Annotated in this window: 10 protein-coding genes and 1 tRNA gene; 8 read left to right on the top strand and 3 right to left on the bottom strand. The window is 48.2% G+C overall.

Translation table 11 applies throughout. The features are described from left to right. The first annotated feature begins 182 nt into the window (after positions 1 to 182). The 3 genes from QUA27_RS09185 to QUA27_RS09175 all read left to right on the top strand — a co-directional run bounded on the left by QUA27_RS09185 (position 183) and on the right by QUA27_RS09175 (position 6388). Positions 183 to 3224, top strand: coding sequence for an AAA family ATPase (locus tag QUA27_RS09185; protein WP_333067547.1), 3042 nt, complete (start codon positions 183 to 185; stop codon positions 3222 to 3224). 85 nt (positions 3225 to 3309) lie between these two features. Further along, positions 3310 to 4482, top strand: a complete 1173-nt coding sequence (locus QUA27_RS09180; protein ID WP_445251481.1) for a pyridoxal phosphate-dependent aminotransferase — start codon at positions 3310 to 3312, stop codon at positions 4480 to 4482. Positions 4483 to 4498: 16 nt separating this feature from the next. Beyond that, positions 4499 to 6388, top strand: coding sequence for an aminopeptidase P family protein (locus QUA27_RS09175; protein WP_333067545.1), 1890 nt, complete (start codon positions 4499 to 4501; stop codon positions 6386 to 6388). Between the two features lie 164 nt (positions 6389 to 6552). On the opposite strand, the gene QUA27_RS09170 is transcribed toward QUA27_RS09175, so the two are convergent. Both QUA27_RS09170 and QUA27_RS09165 read right to left on the bottom strand, forming a co-directional pair. Further along, positions 6553 to 6625: transfer RNA gene (locus tag QUA27_RS09170), tRNA-Thr, on the bottom strand. A gap of 125 nt (positions 6626 to 6750) precedes the next feature. Further along, positions 6751 to 8907, bottom strand: coding sequence for a WD40 domain-containing protein (locus tag QUA27_RS09165; protein ID WP_333067544.1), 2157 nt, complete (start codon positions 8905 to 8907; stop codon positions 6751 to 6753). A gap of 365 nt (positions 8908 to 9272) precedes the next feature. On the opposite strand from QUA27_RS09165, the gene QUA27_RS09160 reads away from it, so the two are divergent. From QUA27_RS09160 to QUA27_RS09145, 4 genes are all read left to right on the top strand, one after another. Then, positions 9273 to 10418, top strand: a complete 1146-nt coding sequence (locus QUA27_RS09160) for a sulfate ABC transporter substrate-binding protein (RefSeq protein WP_333067543.1) — start codon at positions 9273 to 9275, stop codon at positions 10416 to 10418. A gap of 88 nt (positions 10419 to 10506) precedes the next feature. Next, positions 10507 to 11367: a sulfate ABC transporter permease subunit CysT gene (cysT, locus tag QUA27_RS09155; protein ID WP_333067542.1), complete on the top strand. Its 861-nt coding sequence runs from the start codon at positions 10507 to 10509 to the stop codon at positions 11365 to 11367. Beyond that, entirely contained in the window at positions 11357 to 12235 is an 879-nt protein-coding gene (gene cysW / locus QUA27_RS09150; protein ID WP_333067541.1) for a sulfate ABC transporter permease subunit CysW, read from the top strand. The genes cysT and cysW overlap by 11 nt, the downstream gene beginning before the upstream one ends. A 157-nt stretch (positions 12236 to 12392) precedes the next feature. Beyond that, positions 12393 to 12752, top strand: a complete 360-nt coding sequence (locus QUA27_RS09145; RefSeq protein ID WP_333039208.1) for an NIL domain-containing protein — start codon at positions 12393 to 12395, stop codon at positions 12750 to 12752. A 219-nt stretch (positions 12753 to 12971) separates the two neighbouring features. On the opposite strand, the gene QUA27_RS09140 is transcribed toward QUA27_RS09145, so the two are convergent. Beyond that, on the bottom strand, positions 12972 to 13199 hold the full coding sequence (locus QUA27_RS09140; RefSeq protein WP_333067540.1) for a hypothetical protein: 228 nt from the start codon (positions 13197 to 13199) through the stop codon (positions 12972 to 12974). Positions 13200 to 13442: 243 nt separating this feature from the next. Between QUA27_RS09140 and QUA27_RS09135 the strand changes: the two genes are divergently transcribed. Next, entirely contained in the window at positions 13443 to 18779 is a 5337-nt protein-coding gene (locus QUA27_RS09135; RefSeq protein ID WP_333067539.1) for a DUF4347 domain-containing protein, read from the top strand. Positions 18780 to 19045: the final 266 nt, after the last annotated feature.

The following is a 19045-nucleotide window of genomic DNA, read 5'->3' as shown; positions in this document are numbered from 1 at the left end:
TCTGGAAATATCCAGAGGCTCTGCCTCGCGCTTAAATAGGAAAATTGGAGGCAGAGTCTCCGGATATGCGTTACCAGGCAAATAGGAAAATTGGAGGCAGAGCCTCCCGATCTGCATTACCAGGCGGAGCCTGGTAAAGAGTAATACAATCTAAAACCCCAAATCCTAAAACTAAAATCAGTATGCGTCCACTCGAACTTATTCTCGAAGGATTTACCAGCTTCCACCGCGAACAGCGTTTAGATTTTTCTCAACTCGATTTGTTTGCAATTACTGGTGCTACAGGTGCGGGAAAATCTTCACTATTAGATGCCATGACTTACGCTCTTTTTGGCACGACAACTCGCAGCGGCAAACAAGTTAGTGATTTGGCAAGTCAAGGCAGCGAAAATTTAAAAGTGCAGTTGCGTTTTGCTGTGGGTTCGGCACAGTATCGGGTGACGCGAAGGTGGCGTTTCCGTCCCAAATCTCCGGAAAACAAGGTGATTTTGGACAACTGGCAAAATGGTCAATGGGAAACTTTGGGGACGAGTATCGTTGCTGTTCAAAATACCATTGAACAAATTTTAGGAATGGATTTTGATACTTTTACGCGAGCAATTGTTCTGCCTCAAGGCAAGTTTGATGAGTTTATTAAAGGGGATACTTCAAAACGTCGGGAAATTTTGCGGCAGCTAGCGGGATTTGAGATTTTTGAACAGATGCGGAAGGAAACCAATGAACTCGCAAAGTTGCTGAAACAGGAACGGGAAATGGTGGAAAGGCAGCTAGCGGATTTGAGTGCGCCGACGGCGGAGGAGGTGGCTCAAAGACGATCGCAACTTTTGATTTTAGAGCAGCAGTTGCCCCAGTTCGCTCGCGCTGTTATGAAAGCTCATAAGGATCTAGATGAAGAGGAACAGCTATTTTCGCAAATCGCTCGCTGGCAAGAGCTACAACAACAACTGGCCCAATTAAATGCTAATTCTGCTGAGGTTGCAATTTTAGCACAGCGTTTAGAAAGAGCGCAAGCTGCCAATCATTTACAGGGAGATTGGGCTTTAGTGCGATCGGCTCGCAGTCAGTATGAAACTGCAGCAAGTGCCTCGGTGGCAGCGCGAAAACTGTTAATTAAAGCTCGATCAGAGCTAGCAGTAGAGCAGCAGCAACTTGACGCGGCAAAAGCGAAAGAAGAGGTGCTAGCACCACAAATTAAGGCTCGCGAAGATGCTCTAGCTGCTGCTAAAGTATATGAAGAACAGCGCGCTCAGTTAGAAAAAGAAGTTGCGCTTGCCCAAAAAGTTCAACAGGAAAAACTCCGCTTTTTTATGGCAGCAGATAAAGACCTGCAAGCTGCTAACACTAAAATTCAAGGTGCGGGTTTTCGAGTTACTCAAGCAGTGGCACAACTCGAACAGTATGCGCCGGGAGGAAAGCGTTTAGAGCAATTGCAGCAAATTTTACCCTTATTGATGGAATTGCAGCTAATTACCAAGCAGCAAAAGACTCAGCAAGAACAGTTGGATAAATCTATCGCAGATAAGGAAAAAGCTCAACAGACTTATGTAGAGGTTGCTACTAATTTAGAAGCAGCCGAAATCCGACTAAAAGAGTGCGATCTCGAGTTAGAAGCGGCCCAAACCGCTAATGCGGAAGCGGCACGTTTAGAGAGTGTTGCTGCTGTCAGAATGTCGCTGAATTCTGGCGATACTTGCCCGGTGTGTGGGGGGGTGCATCCTGAGAGCGATCTGCTCCCTCCTTTGCCCGATTCTAATATTGTCGATGTCGCTGGTTTGCGGCGGAAATTGGCGGATGCAAATCAGGTTTTTCAAGATGCTCAAAGGTTGGCTGCTGAGGGAAAAAGTGCAGTTTCAGCCTGCCGGCAAAAAGAGTCGGAAATTGCTCAAATGTTGGAATTAACTGCGAATAAAGTTGCCGAATTGCAGCAGCAAATCACTCAAGTGCTGGAAAATCCTCACTGGGAAAGCTTGGGGTTGCAGCAGGAGTTGGCACTCCTTAAAGAGAGCGATCGCCAATACCGCCAAACTGAACAGCAGTTCCAACTCGCATCATTGGAATATGATAATTTTCAACAAAAATTTAATTTTGCTGTGGCGACTCAAGCAGCTAAACAGCAGGAATATCAAGATGCGATCGCCGAATCAGACCGTCGGCAGCAGCAGTTGCAAAGTTGTGTAAATGCGCTTTATCAAATTACCGAATATCAACCTTATGCTAATTTAGCAAAAGTCTTAGAACAAGACAAGCAAGACTTGGCAAATCTGCTGAAAGTTGCCGAAAAATCATATCAAACTGCTCAAAATAAGGTTATTCAAGCCGCAGAGAGAGAGCAACAAGCTGGAGAAGCTTTTGGACAAGCCCAAGCTCACAAACAGCAGTTAAACCAGGATTGGGCCACAAAATTAACAGCGGCTGATTTCACAGAAGAGACCTTTTTAGCAGCAGTTGCGACAGTTAAGGAACAATCAGAATGGGAAAATGCTATTCGCTCTCACCGCGAATCAAAAATTCAGTTAGAGACGCGGGCGAAAGATTTGAGCGAGGCGATCGCAGGCCGAACTACGGATGAGAATACTTTAGCACAAGTGCGATCGGCAAAACATACCGCCCAAGAAAACCTCAAACAAGCCAACAACAACCGCGCCGAACTGTTAGCTTGGATTCAAGTAGCAGCCCAAAATCTCGAACAAGCCGAAAGATTGTCACAGCAAATCACAAATTTCACAGAACAAGAGCAAACTTATCACACCTTAGCGCAGAACCTCAAATCCAACGAATTTCAATCATACATTTTAGAACATTTAGAAGCAGAATTAGTCGGCAGCGCCACCTTAATTTTGCAAGAATTAACCGAAAATCGCTACAAACTAATAAACCAAGACGGCGAATACTGGGTAGCAGATAATTGGAACGGCGGCGAAGCTAGACGAGTGCGTACTCTTTCCGGTGGCGAAACCTTTGCCACTTCCTTATCAATGGCTTTAGCTTTGTCAGAAAAGCTGTCTCAAGGATCTCACTTGGGCAGCTTATTTCTAGATGAAGGATTTGGTACTTTAGATACCGAAACTCTCGAAAGCGTCACTCAAATTTTAGAATCTTTGCGGCAGCGAGAAAGACTGATTGGAGTGATTACCCACGTTCGAGAATTGGGCGAAAGATTGCCTGCACAAGTTAAAGTTTCTAAATCCCCCCAAGGTTCTAAAATAGAAGTACATAGATCCTGAAGCGGAGAGGCGCGTGCGTGAAATAGTAAACTTGCTGAAGGACGTACATTCTCACTAAACCTGCCCCTACAATTACCTATAATATATGATGAAAAATCACCCGAATCGAATGCAATCGGTACAGTCGCCAATAATTCCAGTAGTTGGCGAACTGATCCGCCAAAATCCGGGAACAATATCTTTAGGACAAGGCGTAGTTTACTACAATCCGCCACAAGAATCATTTGACCGAACTCCCGAATTCTTCGCAAATACCGACAATCACAAATACAAAGCCGTGGAAGGAATTCCACAATTACAAGATGCTATCGCAGCCAAACTAAAAACAGATAACGACATAGAAGTTAACAGCAAAAACTGTATTGTCGTTACCGCCGGTAGCAATATGGGATTTACCAACGCCATTCTCGCTATCACTTCGGCGGGAGACGAAGTTATTATCCAATCACCTTATTACTTCAACCACGAAATGGCGGCAATTATGGCAAATTGCCGACCAGTGATAGTAGAAACTGACACCAATTATCAACTTAATATCGCTGCTATAAAAAAAGCCATTACTGACAAAACGCGAGCCATAGTTACCATTTCCCCAAATAATCCCACTGGTGTTGTTTATTCGGTCGAAGCACTCCGGGAAGTTAACGAAATTTGTCGCCAGCACAACATCTATCACATCAGCGATGAAGCTTATGAATATTTTACTTATAACGGCGTCAAACACTGTTCGCCCGCCGCTTTTCCCCACAGCAGCGAACATACAATTTCTCTGTTTAGCCTCTCCAAAGCCTACGGTTTTGCGAGTTGGCGGATCGGGTATATGGTAATCCCAGAACACTTGCTCGTTTCAGTGAGAAAAATTCAAGATACAATCTTAATTTGTCCGCCCGTAATTTCTCAATATGCAGCCTTGGGAGCCTTGCAAGTTGGTAGAGGTTACTGCGATAATTATGTAAGGGCGATCGCATCTGTGCGACAACTCGTATTAGACGAACTCAATACCATCCAAAATTTGTGTACAATTTCCCCAGCCTGCGGAGCATTCTACTTTTTCTTGAAAGTTGATACTGAAATCGATACAATGGAATTAGTAGAAAAATTAATTCGCGAATATCACGTAGCAGTGCTTCCCGGTACAACCTTCGGCATGGATAGCGGCTGCTATTTGCGCGTTGCTTACGGTGCTTTGGAAAAAGCAACCGCCACCGCAGGTATTAGGAGATTAGTTAAAGGTTTGAAGACAATTTTAAACAAGTAAAATAGGAAGATTCAACATGGTTGCCACTAACTTGAAAGCAAATACAAATATTCAAGATACCTCCGCTGCAAAACTGGCGGACTTGCGCGATTTGATGGCAGATTATGAATTAGATTTCTATTTCATCCCAGCAGTGGACGAACACTTAAATTTATCAGTTCCAGCCGCCAAGCAGCGACGAGCTTGGATGTGCGGTTTTACGGGTTCCGCCGGTGATTTGTTGGTGGGCAAAGATTCCGCTTGGTTGTTTGTGGATTCCCGCTATTACGAACAAGCCGACTTGCAAGTCGATACTGGAATTATTCAAATATCGAAACTCGGCTTAGAAGAAAATTTAACCTTAATTGAAACTTTAGAAAAATTGGCTGTAGAATCGGCAGAAAAATCAACTAAAATTCGCATGGGTTTTGACCCGTTTACTGTAGCGACAGAGCAATATCAAAATTGGGTGAAAAAATTCGCGAATGCAGAGATTGATCTCATACCAATCCGGGAGAATTTGACAGACAAAGTGCGATCGCAAACTCCTTGGCAAACAGCAGAGACTTTACCCGCGATTGATGCAGCACCTATATTTAGCTTACCTGCATCCCTGACAGGAGAAACCGCCACCGAAAAATTAGCCAGAGTCAGGGAAGCGATGCAAAAAGCCAACATCGATGTGCTTCCGATTACCAACCTCAATCAAATAGCGTGGCTGTTCAATCTCCGAGGCTCGGATATTCCCCACATTCCCATTTTTATATCCTATGCCATTGTCACCACAGATTCAGCGTTTTTGTTTACAAATCCCGAACGAGTTTCGCTAGAAATCAAGCAAGAATTGCGGGCGGATGTAACTTTGCTTCCCTACGCCGACTATCCGCATACATTAGAAACTTGCGTAAATTTGCCACATAAAGTCCGGGTACTTTTAGACCCGAAACACAGCACAGCAGGCACGTACCAGTTAATATTAAACCATCAAGAAGCGCAGTTTTACAACATCGAAATAGTTTTTGAGACACATCCGGTAGAAGGGATGAAAGCTCGCAAAAATTCCGTAGAAATTGAGCAGATGAAATCAGCCAATTTCAAAGCAAGTCGAGCGAAAACTTTGACTTTGAAGTGGTTGACAGAACAGCTAGAAAATGGTAAGGTTTTGACTGAGTTTGATGTCACAGAAAGCATCGAAAGATTTTACCAGGAAGAAAATGATTTTCAGACTTTAACTTTTAGGACGATCGCAGGTGCGGGAGCCAATAGCTCGATCGTACATTACGGAACCCCCAGCCCAGAAATCACCTTAAAACCCGGAGAATTGCTGCTGCTTGACTCAGGCGCGCAATATTTAGCAGGTACAACGGACGATACGAGAACAATAAGTATCGGAGAACCGACGGCGCTACAAATAGAACACTACACCACAGTCTTAATCGCGCACCTCAACTGTGCAATGCAGCAATTCCCCAAAGGAACAACGGGAGCGCAATTAGATGCGATCGCCCGTGCGGTATTATGGCAAGAACAGCTAGACTACGGACATGGCACCGGGCACGGAGTCGGCGCGTTTTTAGCCGGTCACGAAGGGCCAAATGGCATCAGCAAATCTGTGCAGTATCCCTTGGAAGCCGGAATGGTAACTAGCATCGAACCGGGATATTACGAACCCGGATGGGGCGGAATTCGCATCGAAAATCTTTATGTTGTCAGGGAAATGCCCTCAAAAAACGGTTCGGTTTGGTACGGATTTGAATCGCTGACGTATATTCCGTTTGAGCGCAAATTGATAAATGTCGATCGACTGTCAAAGACTCAACTAGCATGGTTGAATAATTATCACGCTTCGGTAGTCGAGAAACTGGAACCCGTACTTGATGCAGCAACAATTGAATGGTTGAAAAAAGCCTGCACTGCGTTAGGTTAAGCCTTGTAATTTGTCGCACATTTAACTTGTACACCTATTATTCTGAAAACTCTTGTGGGGTGGGCAGGCGAACCCGCCCCCAAGGTACAAAATAGCATATATCAGATAGGGACACGGCACTGCCGTGTCCCTACTTTATTTAATCCGATTGAAAACTGCTATAAAGCTGGTGACAGGATTTGAACCTGCGACAGGCTGATTACAAATCAGCTACTCTACCAACTGAGTTACACCAGCAGTGAAACTTAATATAGCAAACTTATAGTCATCAGCGCAACCCCCCCAGCCATTTTTTTTTCAAATTCGCTCAAAACCCCTCCCCGTAAGGGCAAAACCGAAATTGTCTGCCCACTGCCAATTAACTAATCGCACCGCCAAATCTTAATCGTCTGATCCGCACTGCCGCTGGCGAGCAAATTGCCCGAAGGTGCGATCGCCACCGAGTACACCGTACCCGAATGTCCCTGAAGAGCGCTCAACAACTCCCCCGTCTGCAAATTCCAAATATTAATCGTATTATCATCGCAGCCACTAACCAAAGTCAAACCGTCTCGACTGATAGCAACCGACTCGCCCCTACTCACATAATTCTGCAAAATATGCAACGCCTCATTCGTTCCTAAATTTGTTAAACCCTTTCCCCTTCCAGAATTAGTATTTAAAATCCGCAACAAACGGCCCGTGTGCAAATTCCGCAGCTTAATCGTATAATCATTGCTGACGCTAGCAAGAATCTGACCGTCCGGGGCGATCGCCACCGAATTCACCCCAACATTCAACCCCGAAAGAGTCCGCAGCAACTTGCCGCTTTCCACATCCCAAACCTTGCTCGTCGCATCCGAACTGCCACTCGCCAATATTTTACCGTCCGGGCTAAAAACCACCGCATTCACATTGTCAGAATGACCCCTCAAAGTTCGCAGCAACTCACCACTCCGCAAATTCCACAGCTTAATCGTATTATCAGCCCCACCGCAGCTAGCAATTACCAGGCGCTTCGGATTAATCGCCACCGAATTCACCTCCATAGAATGCCCCGGAAAAGTACACAGCAAATCACCGTTGTGCAAATTCCAAAACTTAATTGTTTCGTCCGAACTGCCACTAACCAGCATTTTGCCGTCAGAGCTAATAGCAACCGAATTTACGCGATCGGAATGTCCCGTCAGAGTGCCAATTAATTCCGCTGTTTCTAAATTCCAAATCTTAATAGTTTTATCCCAACTACCGCTAGCCATAATTTTACCGTCAGGGCTAATCGCCAGAGAATTCACAAACGATGAATGTCCTGGCAGCGTATATACACACTGCCATTTCTGATGTTTTAATTTATGAGCTAATTCCTTCACCCGCTTAGATGCCGACTCAGCTTCCTGTCTGCGTTTGAGTTCAGCTTCCTCCAAACGCTGGCGTTCCGCCTTAGCTTTCGCCTCTCGCAGCGCCAGCCGCCGCATCTCTCCCTTATAGACTATTCGCTGCTGCTCCTGAATTTCTTTAAGAGTTTCAATATACGGTTGTGCCCAATCTTTAGAAAACCATTCCTGAGCAAATTCCGCCTCTAATTTAAATAACTGAGGTTCGTGAGTAAAATCGATATTTAAATAATATAAATCAGCTAAAAAAGCCGCCAATAACTTGTGAATAGTCACAATTATTTGTCTAATAATCCGCAGACTCAGCTTTTTGTCTTTCCCCTCCGCCTCCAAGTGGTGATAAACTTCTTCCCAATTCCAAGGCTGCATCGCCACTAGAGAAACGCTCTGATTGATGACGCCCCAAAAACCCACATGAAAATTAACTTCATAATCGCTGATATCGCTGTACAGTATAGCTGTCGGTACGGGAGACAACACTGTCTGCAACCGCTCCACATCAATATCAGAAATCGCTTTTTTGAAATAGTCTCCGTAAAACTGAACCGGGCATAAATCTCCATGGGGGGGGTAGTGCTGGTTCAAAAAAGCTCTTAACTTAGCCGGCAGCTCGATATTCAGATTGTGACGGAACGAATCAGGGCAATCTTGGCTAATTTTTGCGGGAGCAACTAACAGCAGCAGTCGGTGCTGCTGCTGCTGCAAAATCTGTTCAGTTTCCTGCCTGCTCAAATTAGAAAACCAGTTGTCCCGATCCCAAATAGTTTGAATTTCGCTCAGCTTAACTCGAATTGCTTCTGACTGAAACTCCCGCATTAAGTCGCGACAAAGCCTGCTAATTGCCCGCTTATCTCTTACTTCTTGTGCCTTAATTCGATTAGCCCGTTCTTCCTTTACCCTTTCTTCTGCGCCCGCGAGGGCGATTAATTCTTGTTCTCTGGCCTGCTGACGCTGCAAATATTTCATTTGTGCTTTAATCCAGCGAGGGTCTTTTTTGATTTGCTGGTTTAAAGCTGAAGAACCAGAGGGTTCAATTTCTGCATAGCGTTCGTTGACAGCGCTTGCTCCCAATCTTTCTCCCAATTCAGAGGCTACAGGCTTCAACAATTCAATTAGGGTGTCTGAGACTGGGCGGGGTAAGGACATACCAGTTAAAACTTTTTCTTAGTTAAGGACGATCGCGCGAGTCAGGCATATCTCGCTGGGGCGGCGACTCTTGGCAGGGCTATTACATTTGGGCGATCGGCCGATGGTAGTCGTAGGGCGTATCGTGCAGCCGCGCAAGTTGACCACCTTAACTCAATTATAGTATTTATACACTTTACATTTTACCCCAAATCTGGATCGAAAGCACCGACGGAAAAGACATCAGGATATGCGATCGACCCTGATTTCCCCCAGTTTATTTTTTTTGTTGCCTTTTGACTCGCTCTTGTCTATAATCGTACTTCACAACCATAATTACGGTATTCCGACCTAATAACCGTACTTTCTCTAGAGGAACCAATATAATGAGCCCGTGGCAACGCCTAACTCAACACCTTCGCTGGCGACAACAGTCATCAGCCAGCACAAATCAATCATTTACTGCCCTGAAAAGATTTGTGTCCCTATTTTTAGTGGGAATAACTTTAAGTATCGCCGTTGCCTCCTGCGGCCAGGGAACCACCAACAACCCCGCAGCCACTCCAGGCAGCGCTACCCCAGCAGTCAACAAAGGCAACGTAGAATTAACTCTAGTATCCTTCGCCGTCACAAAAGCCGCCCATGAAGCGATAATTCCCAAATTTGTAGAACAATGGCAAAAAGAAAAGGGTCAAACCGTCACTTTCAACCAAAGCTACGGCGGTTCCGGTTCCCAAACTCGGGCCGTAATTGACGGTTTAGAAGCAGACATCGTACACCTAGCCCTAGCCCTCGACACTGCAAAAATCGAAAAAGCCGGACTAATTCAACCTGGGTGGGAAAAAGAAGTTCCCAACGAAGGCATAGTCAGCAAATCGGTAGGAGCAATAGTTACCCGTGAAGGCAATCCCAAAGGCATCACAACCTGGGAAGATTTAAGCAAAGACGGAGTAAAAGTGATTACTGCCGATCCCAAAACATCAGGCGTTGCCCGTTGGAATTTCCTCGCACTTTGGGGCTCGGTTGTCAAAACCGGAGGAGATGAAACCAAAGCATTAGACTTTACTAGCAAAGTCTACAAAAACGTCCCGATTCTGACTAAAGATGCCCGCGAAGCCACTGATGTATTTTTCAAACAAGGGCAAGGCGACGCCTTAATTAACTACGAAAACGAGATTTTTCTGGCAGGTGAGAAAGGCGAAAAACCGACTTATAGTATTCCCGAAATCAATGTTTCGATCGACAATCCGATTGCCATTGTCGATAAAAACGTTGATAAACACGGTACTCGCGAAGTCGCCGAAGCATTTGTCAAGTTTCTCTACACCCCAGAAGCTCAGCGAGAATTTGCCAAAGTAGGCTTCCGCCCAGTAGATGCGACAGTAGCGGCAGAACCAGAATTTGTCAAAAAATATGCCCCCATCAAAACCCTATTTACAGCTCAAGACTTAGGAGGTTGGGGAGATATTCAGCAGAAATTCTTCGATGACGGAGCTGTTTTTGACAAAATCCAAGGTTCAATTAAGCAGTAAAAAAACAGAATGCCCTGATCCCCGACTTCCCCGAAGTTGTCGGGGATCTAATAGATTCACTATTCTTCCAAATCCCAACTATTCACTTATGGCTGTATCATCTCCAACCAGCAACCCTGAGTCTCCGATCGAAAATATCAAAAAGGCGATCGGCAAAATCACATTACCTTGGGGAATCACCCTAGGCTACCTCAGCTTAATGCTATTGCTCCCAGTTGCAGCAATGCTCCTGAAAGCCAGCACAGCAAACCCCGCCGAATTTTGGGCAATTGCCACCAGTCCGATCGCCCTTTCCGCCTACGATGTCACCTTCTTTACGGCATTAATTGCGGCATTAATTAACGGAGTATTCGGCACATTAATTGCCTGGGTATTAGTCCGCTACGACTTTCCCTTAAAACGGGTTGTCGATGCAGCAGTCGATTTACCTTTTGCACTGCCCACCTCCGTCGCGGGTTTAACTCTCGCCACAGTTTACAGCGATAACGGCTGGATCGGCGGGCTGTTTGCACCCTTGGGAATCAAGATCTCATTTACTCGCTTGGGCGTAGGAATAGCCATGATCTTTATTTCCTTGCCCTTTATCGTGCGGACTGTACAGCCAGTTTTAAACGAGATGGAAAAAGACATCGAAGAAGCAGCTTGGTGCTTGGGTGCTTCTCAATTTCAAACTTTCTGGCGAGTAGTTTTACCCCCGTTATTTCCGTCTATTTTAACCGGAGTTGCCCTCGGATTTTCGCGAGCCGTTGGTGAGTATGGCTCTACTGTAATTGTAGCTTCTAACATACCCTTCAAAGATTTAATCGCGCCAGTATTAATTTTTCAAAGATTGGAACAGTACGACTATGCAGGAGCAACAGTTATCGGCACTATCCTGTTAGGTATTTCCCTGGCAATGCTGTTTGCAATTAATCTATTACAAGCATGGAGAAGACGCTATGACGGCTAATATCAATTCACCCGCTAATTATAAATTACCGCCTGCAGGTTCTAGTCGGAGTCAGGAGAAAGCCTGGGTAAAACCCACTTTAATCGGAATTGCGAGTGGCTATCTTGCTCTCGTCTTATTTATCCCCATGCTCAACGTTTTTTACCAAGCTTTCCGAAAAGGATTTGAGCCATTTCTTTCTAACTTAACCTCGCCCGATTTTCTGCACGCAGCGCAACTTACCCTGATAATTTCTCTGATAGTTGTGCCTGTAAATACAGTCTTCGGTTTGTGTGCAGCCTGGGTAATTGGCCGCAATAAATTTCCCGGGCGCACGCTATTAATCAGCATTTTAGACGTGCCGTTTGCCATATCACCCGTAGTTGCAGGTTTAATGATTGTACTGCTTTACGGTCGGGTGGGATGGTTCGGGCCGTGGCTTGAGGCGGCCAATATCAAGGTTATTTTTGCCTTCCCTGGAATGGTGCTGGCTACTGCTTTTGTTACCTTGCCTTTTGTGGCCCGCGAAGTAATTCCTGTTTTGGAAGAAGTGGGAACTGATCAAGAAGAGGCGGCGAAAACTTTGGGAGCAAATGACTGGCAAATTTTCTGGAATGTCACCCTTCCCAGTATTCGCTGGGGACTGCTTTACGGAGTGATTTTGACCAATGCTAGAGCAATGGGAGAATTTGGAGCCGTCTCTGTGGTATCGGGAAATATTGCTAAAAAAACCCAAACTTTGCCTTTGTTTGTAGAGGATGCTTACAAGCAGTACGCGACGCAAGCCGCATTTTCAGCGGCGGTAATTCTAGGTTTTTTAGGAGTTATTACCCTTGTGCTTAAGGAGATTTTGGAACGAAAAACTAGCATTAAGGAGGTTGAAGAATAATCATCAGTCATTAGGCTGTAGGCTCTACGCAGTTGTTAGTCATTAGTAGGGTGCGTGGCTATCGACAATCTGCTTGGAAGCTTGAAAATCTCGCAGATACGCACTCTACAAGATATTGGTGCAAAATGTAAACTCAAACAAACATTAGGAGGCCCAAATGTTAGCTCACAACACTAGCGAATCTGAATTTGAGGCGATCGGCAATTTTCACAGAACCCAAGAATCAGATATCCCCAAATCTGATAGTGGTGACAGCAGACCAACTCAAACCCGCATTCGCATTCGTGTTCCTAAAGAGTACCATCAGGAACCTGTGATCTCTAACTTGATTTCTGAATACGGTTTGACGGTGAATTTTAATGCAGCTTTGTTAGGTGTCAAAACTTTAGATGATGGCTGGTTTGATTTGGAACTTAACGGTACAAGTAAACAGATTGAAAGTGCTCTGCTTTATCTCAATGATTTAGATGTGGAAATCTGGAGCAATTCCAATAATCCAGACGAAGAAACTTGGTAGTTAGTGAGTCTTGGATGCAGGCCACGGCAAGAGGAGTTAAGATTCTGAACTGCCACGCCAAATTTTATTTCATCTTCCAGGTTTATTGAGTATAATAGTCTCCAGAAATATTAGTCATGAGTCAGCATTCATCAGTCCTATCTATTCCTGTAAAATAACTGTTATAACTTTTGTAGTGAGGAATGCAAGTCATCTGAGTTTTATGAGGACTTGCATTCCTCACTGCAAATAAATTTGATGGCCGTTGGTCGATCGCACATACATATCATTCAGCAGCTCAGCACTATCAAATAATATCCGCTTACAGCGAATAACCAGGACTGATGACTCTTGACGCACACAGATCGATCGCCATTGGTTAATTATTTGATTGACAATTTTGATAAAATCTGGTACTTTATCTATCTCGGGTAGAGCATACAACAGCGCGCAAGTTTCGTCCAACATTTTTGGAAATAGCCGGAACAATATCCCCATTTAAAACTTCTCAACCATCAAACTAACTCAGTTAGGGCAGGGGAGCATAAAAAAACTTTTTTGTCAATATTCAATTTAGGTGAAAGTTAAGGACGATCCTCTTCGAGGGCTTCGCCAACGACTCTCATCTCCACCGGAAAAAGATCGATCGCTGCTGCTGCGGTTGGTTTGTGCTATGAATTTGATGTGTGCGTGTACCAGGAGAATTTGAACGTGGAACTTTATAAAGAGCCGAAACACCAGATAGTTTTTGCAGATTCACAAGTTAAAAATTGCGAAAGTTTAACAGAAACGGTCAATCCCGATACAGAAATTGTTATTCTGAAAGCCGATCGCGACGGCATCGAGCAAATCGCCGAAACACTTAAACAGCGGCAAAACATTGCAGCCGTCCACATTTTGTCTCACGGCGCAGCAGCCAGCTTGCAACTGGGAGGCACAGAACTAAATCTCAGCAACATTGAAAGCTACCGCAATTATTTAGAAACATGGTTTGCTTTGCCTGCAGTCGAAGCAAACTCTAACTCTTCAATTACAGCTAAACCCGAAATTCTGCTTTATGGTTGCAACGTCGCCGCCACAGAAGCAGGTGTTGCTTTCGTGGAAAAGTTGAGCCAGCTCACGGGAGCAAATATTGCCGCTTCCGATAACTTGACCGGCAGTGCGGCACTGGGTGGAGACTGGGAACTCGAAGTAACTACGGGCAAAATAGAGACGGCTTTGGCATTTTCGGTTGAGGCGAGGGAAGCTTATAGTGCAGTTTTAGTCGCCACATTTGGCGAACTCCAAGATGCGATAACTCTGGCTAACGCTTTGCCCAATGCAGACACGATCGCCATCACCGGCAACATCACCTTCGCGCCCGGACAGGTTCTGCCCAGGATTTCTACCCCTATCACCTTTACCGGCGGCGGTTTCACCCTTGATCTCGGCAATAACCGGGGCTTCTTCATCGACAGCGCCACTACCCCAGTCACATTTTCCAACCTGACAATTACCGGTGGCATCTCTACAGGCGCTGCGGGCACAGGTGGCGGTGGCGGTGCAGCCGGCATGGGCGGCGCACTATTTATCAACACCGGCACTGTCACAGTTAACAGCGTGACATTTACTGGCAACAGCGCTACGGGCGGTGCGGGCAGCGCGCCCCCCGTAGCTCCCGCAGTCGCAGGCCCGGGCGGCAACACCGATTTTGCAGGTCTGTTTCCCTTCGTTTCCGCAGGTGGCTCCGGTCAAACTGGCCTCACCGGGCTGCAAAGCATCGGCGCTGAGGGCGGTACGGGCGGTACGGGCGGCAACGGCGGCGCGGGCAGTGGCGGATTGCCAGGTACCGGTCTTAACGGCGGCCCCGGCGGCGCTGGCGGCCCCGGCGGCGCAGGTACCGGCGGGACTAACGGCGGTACGGGCGGCGCTGGCGGCGCTGGCGGTACGGGTGGCTTCGGAGGAGGAGGAGGCGGCGGTGGCGCTGGCGGCGCTGGTGGCGTCGCAGGCAGTGGCACAGTAGGTGCAGCCGGTTCTGGGGGAATTGGCGGCGCTGGCGGCTTCGGAGGAGGAGGAGGCGGCGGCGGTGGCGGTGTTGGCGGCAACGGTGGTCTCGGCGGCTTCGGTGGCGGCGGCGGCTTCGGTACAGTAGGCGGAGCCAGCACGACTCTCGGAGCTTTCGTCCCGGGCGGCGTCGGCAGCGCAGCCGGTGGCGGCGGCGGTGCTGGTTTGGGAGGGGCAATTTTTGTTAATGCTGGCAGTTTGACCCTGAACAACAGCACTTTGTTCAACAACACAGCAACCGGAGGCGCGGCTGGCGGTGTGGGGGCGACACCGGGCCAGGCTGCGGGGGCCGCGATTTTTGTCAACAGCGGCGCTACTGCAACTCTGACTAACAACACCATCACTGCTAACAATGCTACTGCTACTGCCCCTGCTCTTGCTGTGGGCGGGGGGATTGCTACTAACGGCGGTACTGTCAATGTCCTAAATTCGATCGTCGCGGGCAATTTGGGTGGCGCGAATCCCGACGTGTTTGGGACATTCGCCGCCACCAGTATCAACAATTTGATCGGGGCTGTTGCTGGGAGCAATTTACCTGTCGCCCAGCAACTAACAGTTCCTCTAGCAAATGTCATCGCCCCTACCGCAGGATTGAACCAGGCTACAGGCGTTCCCGTGACTTATGCTTTGGCTGACAGCACCGGGACTCCTAATCCGGCGATCGATACTGGGGATGCCACGGCTGCGGCTGCTGCAGGCGCGACTGACCAGCGGGGTGCTGGCTTCCCCCGGACGATCGGCGCTAGTGTTGATATCGGCGCTTATGAATACGGCCCGATCGTCACAGGGGTTAAATTCAACGACTTTAACGGGGATAGTCTGCAAGGTGCCGCGGCGACTGAACCAGGTCTTCCGGGCTGGGTGATTTCTGTAGGCACGAAGAGCACTACTACCGCAGCCGACGGCACTTACATCCTCCGCGACGTAAAAACCGATACTCCGATTACAGAGGCCCCCCCCGCTGGAACGCCTGAGAATGCTTGGGTGCAGACCCTCGGCCCTACTCCGGCAAATACGGGTATTGTTAATGTCACCGGTGCCAACTTCGGCAACTTCCAACGGACATCGATCGCAGGTAAGACCTACACCGATCTCGCGGGCAACGGCTTCACGCCCGATGACACCGTATTAAACGGCATCACCGTTAACTTATACAAAGACACCAACAACAACAACACGCTAGAAGTCGGCACAGATACTGTTGTCGGCACTGCACAAACCACTGCGGGAGCCGGAGATTACACATTCGGGGATATCGGCCCCGGGAATTACCTCATACAAGCCACTGCCCCAGCCAACTCCAGCATCTCTTTCCCCGCTGCCGCCATTCTCGTTAGTGCCCAAAGCGGTACTCCCGTCACCGGTCAAAACTTCGGCGTTTTCCAAAACATCACCGTCAGCGGCACCAAATTCACCGACCTCACAGGCAACGGCTTCTCTGCTGACGACACCCCCCTCAACGGCACTACCGTTCGCTTGTTCAAAGATACTAACGATAACAGCACTTTAGATACCGGTGATGCGGAAATTGCCTCTCAAGTTACCGGAACAGCGCCAGCGGCTCCTGGCAATTATACCTTTCCCAACGTCGGCTCTGGTCGGCACTTTGTGAGAGAAGATGTGCCGACGGGTTTCTCACAAACCGCCGGTCCGACTTTTTATCCAATTAACCCGGTCAGCGGCACAAACATTACGGCTCAAGACTTCGGCAACTTCCAGTTGGGCAAAATCAGCGGGATTAAATTTAACGATCTCAACAAAAATGGCATCCAAGATGCGCCAGCAGAACAACCCCTAGGAGGCTGGACAATCTACCTAGATGCCAACAACAACGGTGTCCAAGACGCAGTAGCCACCGAAACAGGCACTAACGCCGCCGTCACCGATGTCGCTGGTAAGTACCAGTTCACCAACTTGCCCGCCGGCACTTATACAGTGCGGGAAGTGCCACAAACAGGCTGGACGCAAACTGTACCCCCTCTCAATGCAGCTACGCCTACTCTTCCCGGTGCGTTTACGATCGCCGTCACCAGCGGCACAGACTCCCAAAACAACAATTTCGGCAACTTCAAGCCCAACTCGATTAGTGGTGTGAAGTTCAATGACCTCAACAACAACCGGGTACAAGATACCGGGGAACTAGGGCTTGCCAATTGGCAATTCTTCCTCGATACCAACGATAACGGCACTCTCGACACCGGGGAACCGAACACCCTCACCGATGCCACAGGCAACTACAAATTCCTCGATTTGTCAGCAGGAACCTACAAGGTGCGGGAAGTCTTGCAGCCTACTTGGACGCAAACTACCCCCGACCCGGATGACATCACTGTCGCTAGCGGTGAAGACATCGCTAATATCAACTTCGGCAACTTCCAGTCGAGCACAATCAGCGGTCAAAAATTCAATGACCTCAACAACAACGGCGTTAAGGATGCCGGAGAATTGGGGCTAGGTAACTGGCAAATATTCCTCGACAGTATCAATCCCGATGGCATCTTTCAGCAGGGCGAACCGACTACCATCACTGATGCAACGGGCAACTACACTCTCCGAGATATACCCGCAGGTACTTACCAGGTAAGGGAAGTCCAGCAAAACGGCTGGACGCAGACGACCCCTAACCCCGCCCCCGTTACGGTTAATCCCTCCGATAACATCACGGGCATTGACTTCGGCAACTTTCTGCCCCAACCCGGGGCGATCCAAGGTCTGAAGTTCCAAGACACCAACAACAATGGCACTCAGGATGCTGGAGAACGGGGTTTACCCAACTTCCAAATTCAGTTAACCAATGTTGTAGCTGGAACTGCTCCTGCTCCTGTTACTACTACCACAGACAACAGTGGTAACTACCTGTTCGCAAACCTAACGCCGGGAACCTACCGTGTCCGGGAAGTCAACCAAACTGGGTTTACCCAAAGCACACCCGAACCCGCCGACATCACCCTAACTTCGGGCGCTATTGTCACTGGCATCAACTTCGGGAACTTCCCAGCGCCGACGCCGACTCCCCCGACGCCGACGCCGACCCCGCCACCACTGCCACCTGTGCCGACGCCGACACCTGCACCTGCACCGGCGCCGACACCTGCACCTGCACCGACGCCGACACCTGCACCTGCACCGACGCCGACGCCTGCACCTGTACCGACGCCGACACCGACACCTGCACCGACGCCTGCACCTGTACCGACGCCGACACCTGCACCTGTACCGACAGATTTGGTTTGCCCTGAGAACTTCCCCAGAATCGCTACTCCCAATGAGCCCGGCACTTCTTCAGCGGGTAATGTGCTCAATGGCCCTAACGGCGACGATACGATCGTGGGTAGTGCCGGCAGTGACTCTATCTTCGGATTGGGCGGCAACGATTTGATCTTTGGCCGAGGGGGCGGTGACTACATTAATGGCAATACAGCCAACGATACTGTCTACGGAGGCATCGATAGCGATACTCTCTTCGGTGGCAAAGGGTTTGACCTGATTTTTGGCGATCGCGGTAACGATACGATTTATGGCAATCGCGGCAATGACTCTCTTTCGGGCGACGAAGGCAATGACTTATTGTACGGGGGCAAAGCCGATGACGTAATTTTGGGAGGCGCTGGCGACGACGTGCTAATTGGCGATCAAGGCAATGACACTCTCTGCGGCGGCGAGGGTAACAATACCTTAATTGGTGGCAGCGGCGATGATTTGCTCTTTGCTGACATCGGCGATGACTTGCTCTTTGGTGGCATTGGCAGCGATACCTTCGTCGGCGGCAGTGGCAGCAATGGCTTTGTCTTGTCAGCGGGCGGAGGAATTGACACCATTATCAACTTCACCGCAGGAGTTGATTCGATCGAGTTGGTGGGAGGCTTGGACTTCAATCAACTGTCATTGACCGAAACTAATGGCTCGACGGCGATCGGAATTGCCAACAGCGACCAGATTTTGGCTATAGTGACGGGCGTAAAGCCGAGCCAGTTATCGGCTCAGAGTTTTAGCTTGCTGGTTTAGTCTGCAGATAAAACTCGGCAGTTGCAACCGATCCTACACTTGCCTGTCGTCCCAGCAGAGAGCAGGGCTGTTTCATTCTCTTGTAGGGGCTGCCCCCGTGGCGGCCCCTATCCAGAAAACGCCTAACAAATGATGGATGGGTCTGGTCGGCATTCTTGGCACGACAAGAGTCAAAAGGCTGGTTTTCCTGATAAAGAAACACCCCTGCTGCAGAGATGCACTACGGGGAAGCTGAGCCTCTAAGCATGGCTTTCGAGGCTTTACCA

This window comes from Microcoleus harperi Pol14_C6 (assembly GCF_036701295.1).
Lineage (GTDB): Bacteria > Cyanobacteriota > Cyanobacteriia > Cyanobacteriales > Microcoleaceae > Microcoleus.
The sequence above is the reverse complement of the archived record's forward strand: the minus strand, read 5'-3'. Positions and strand labels throughout refer to the sequence as shown.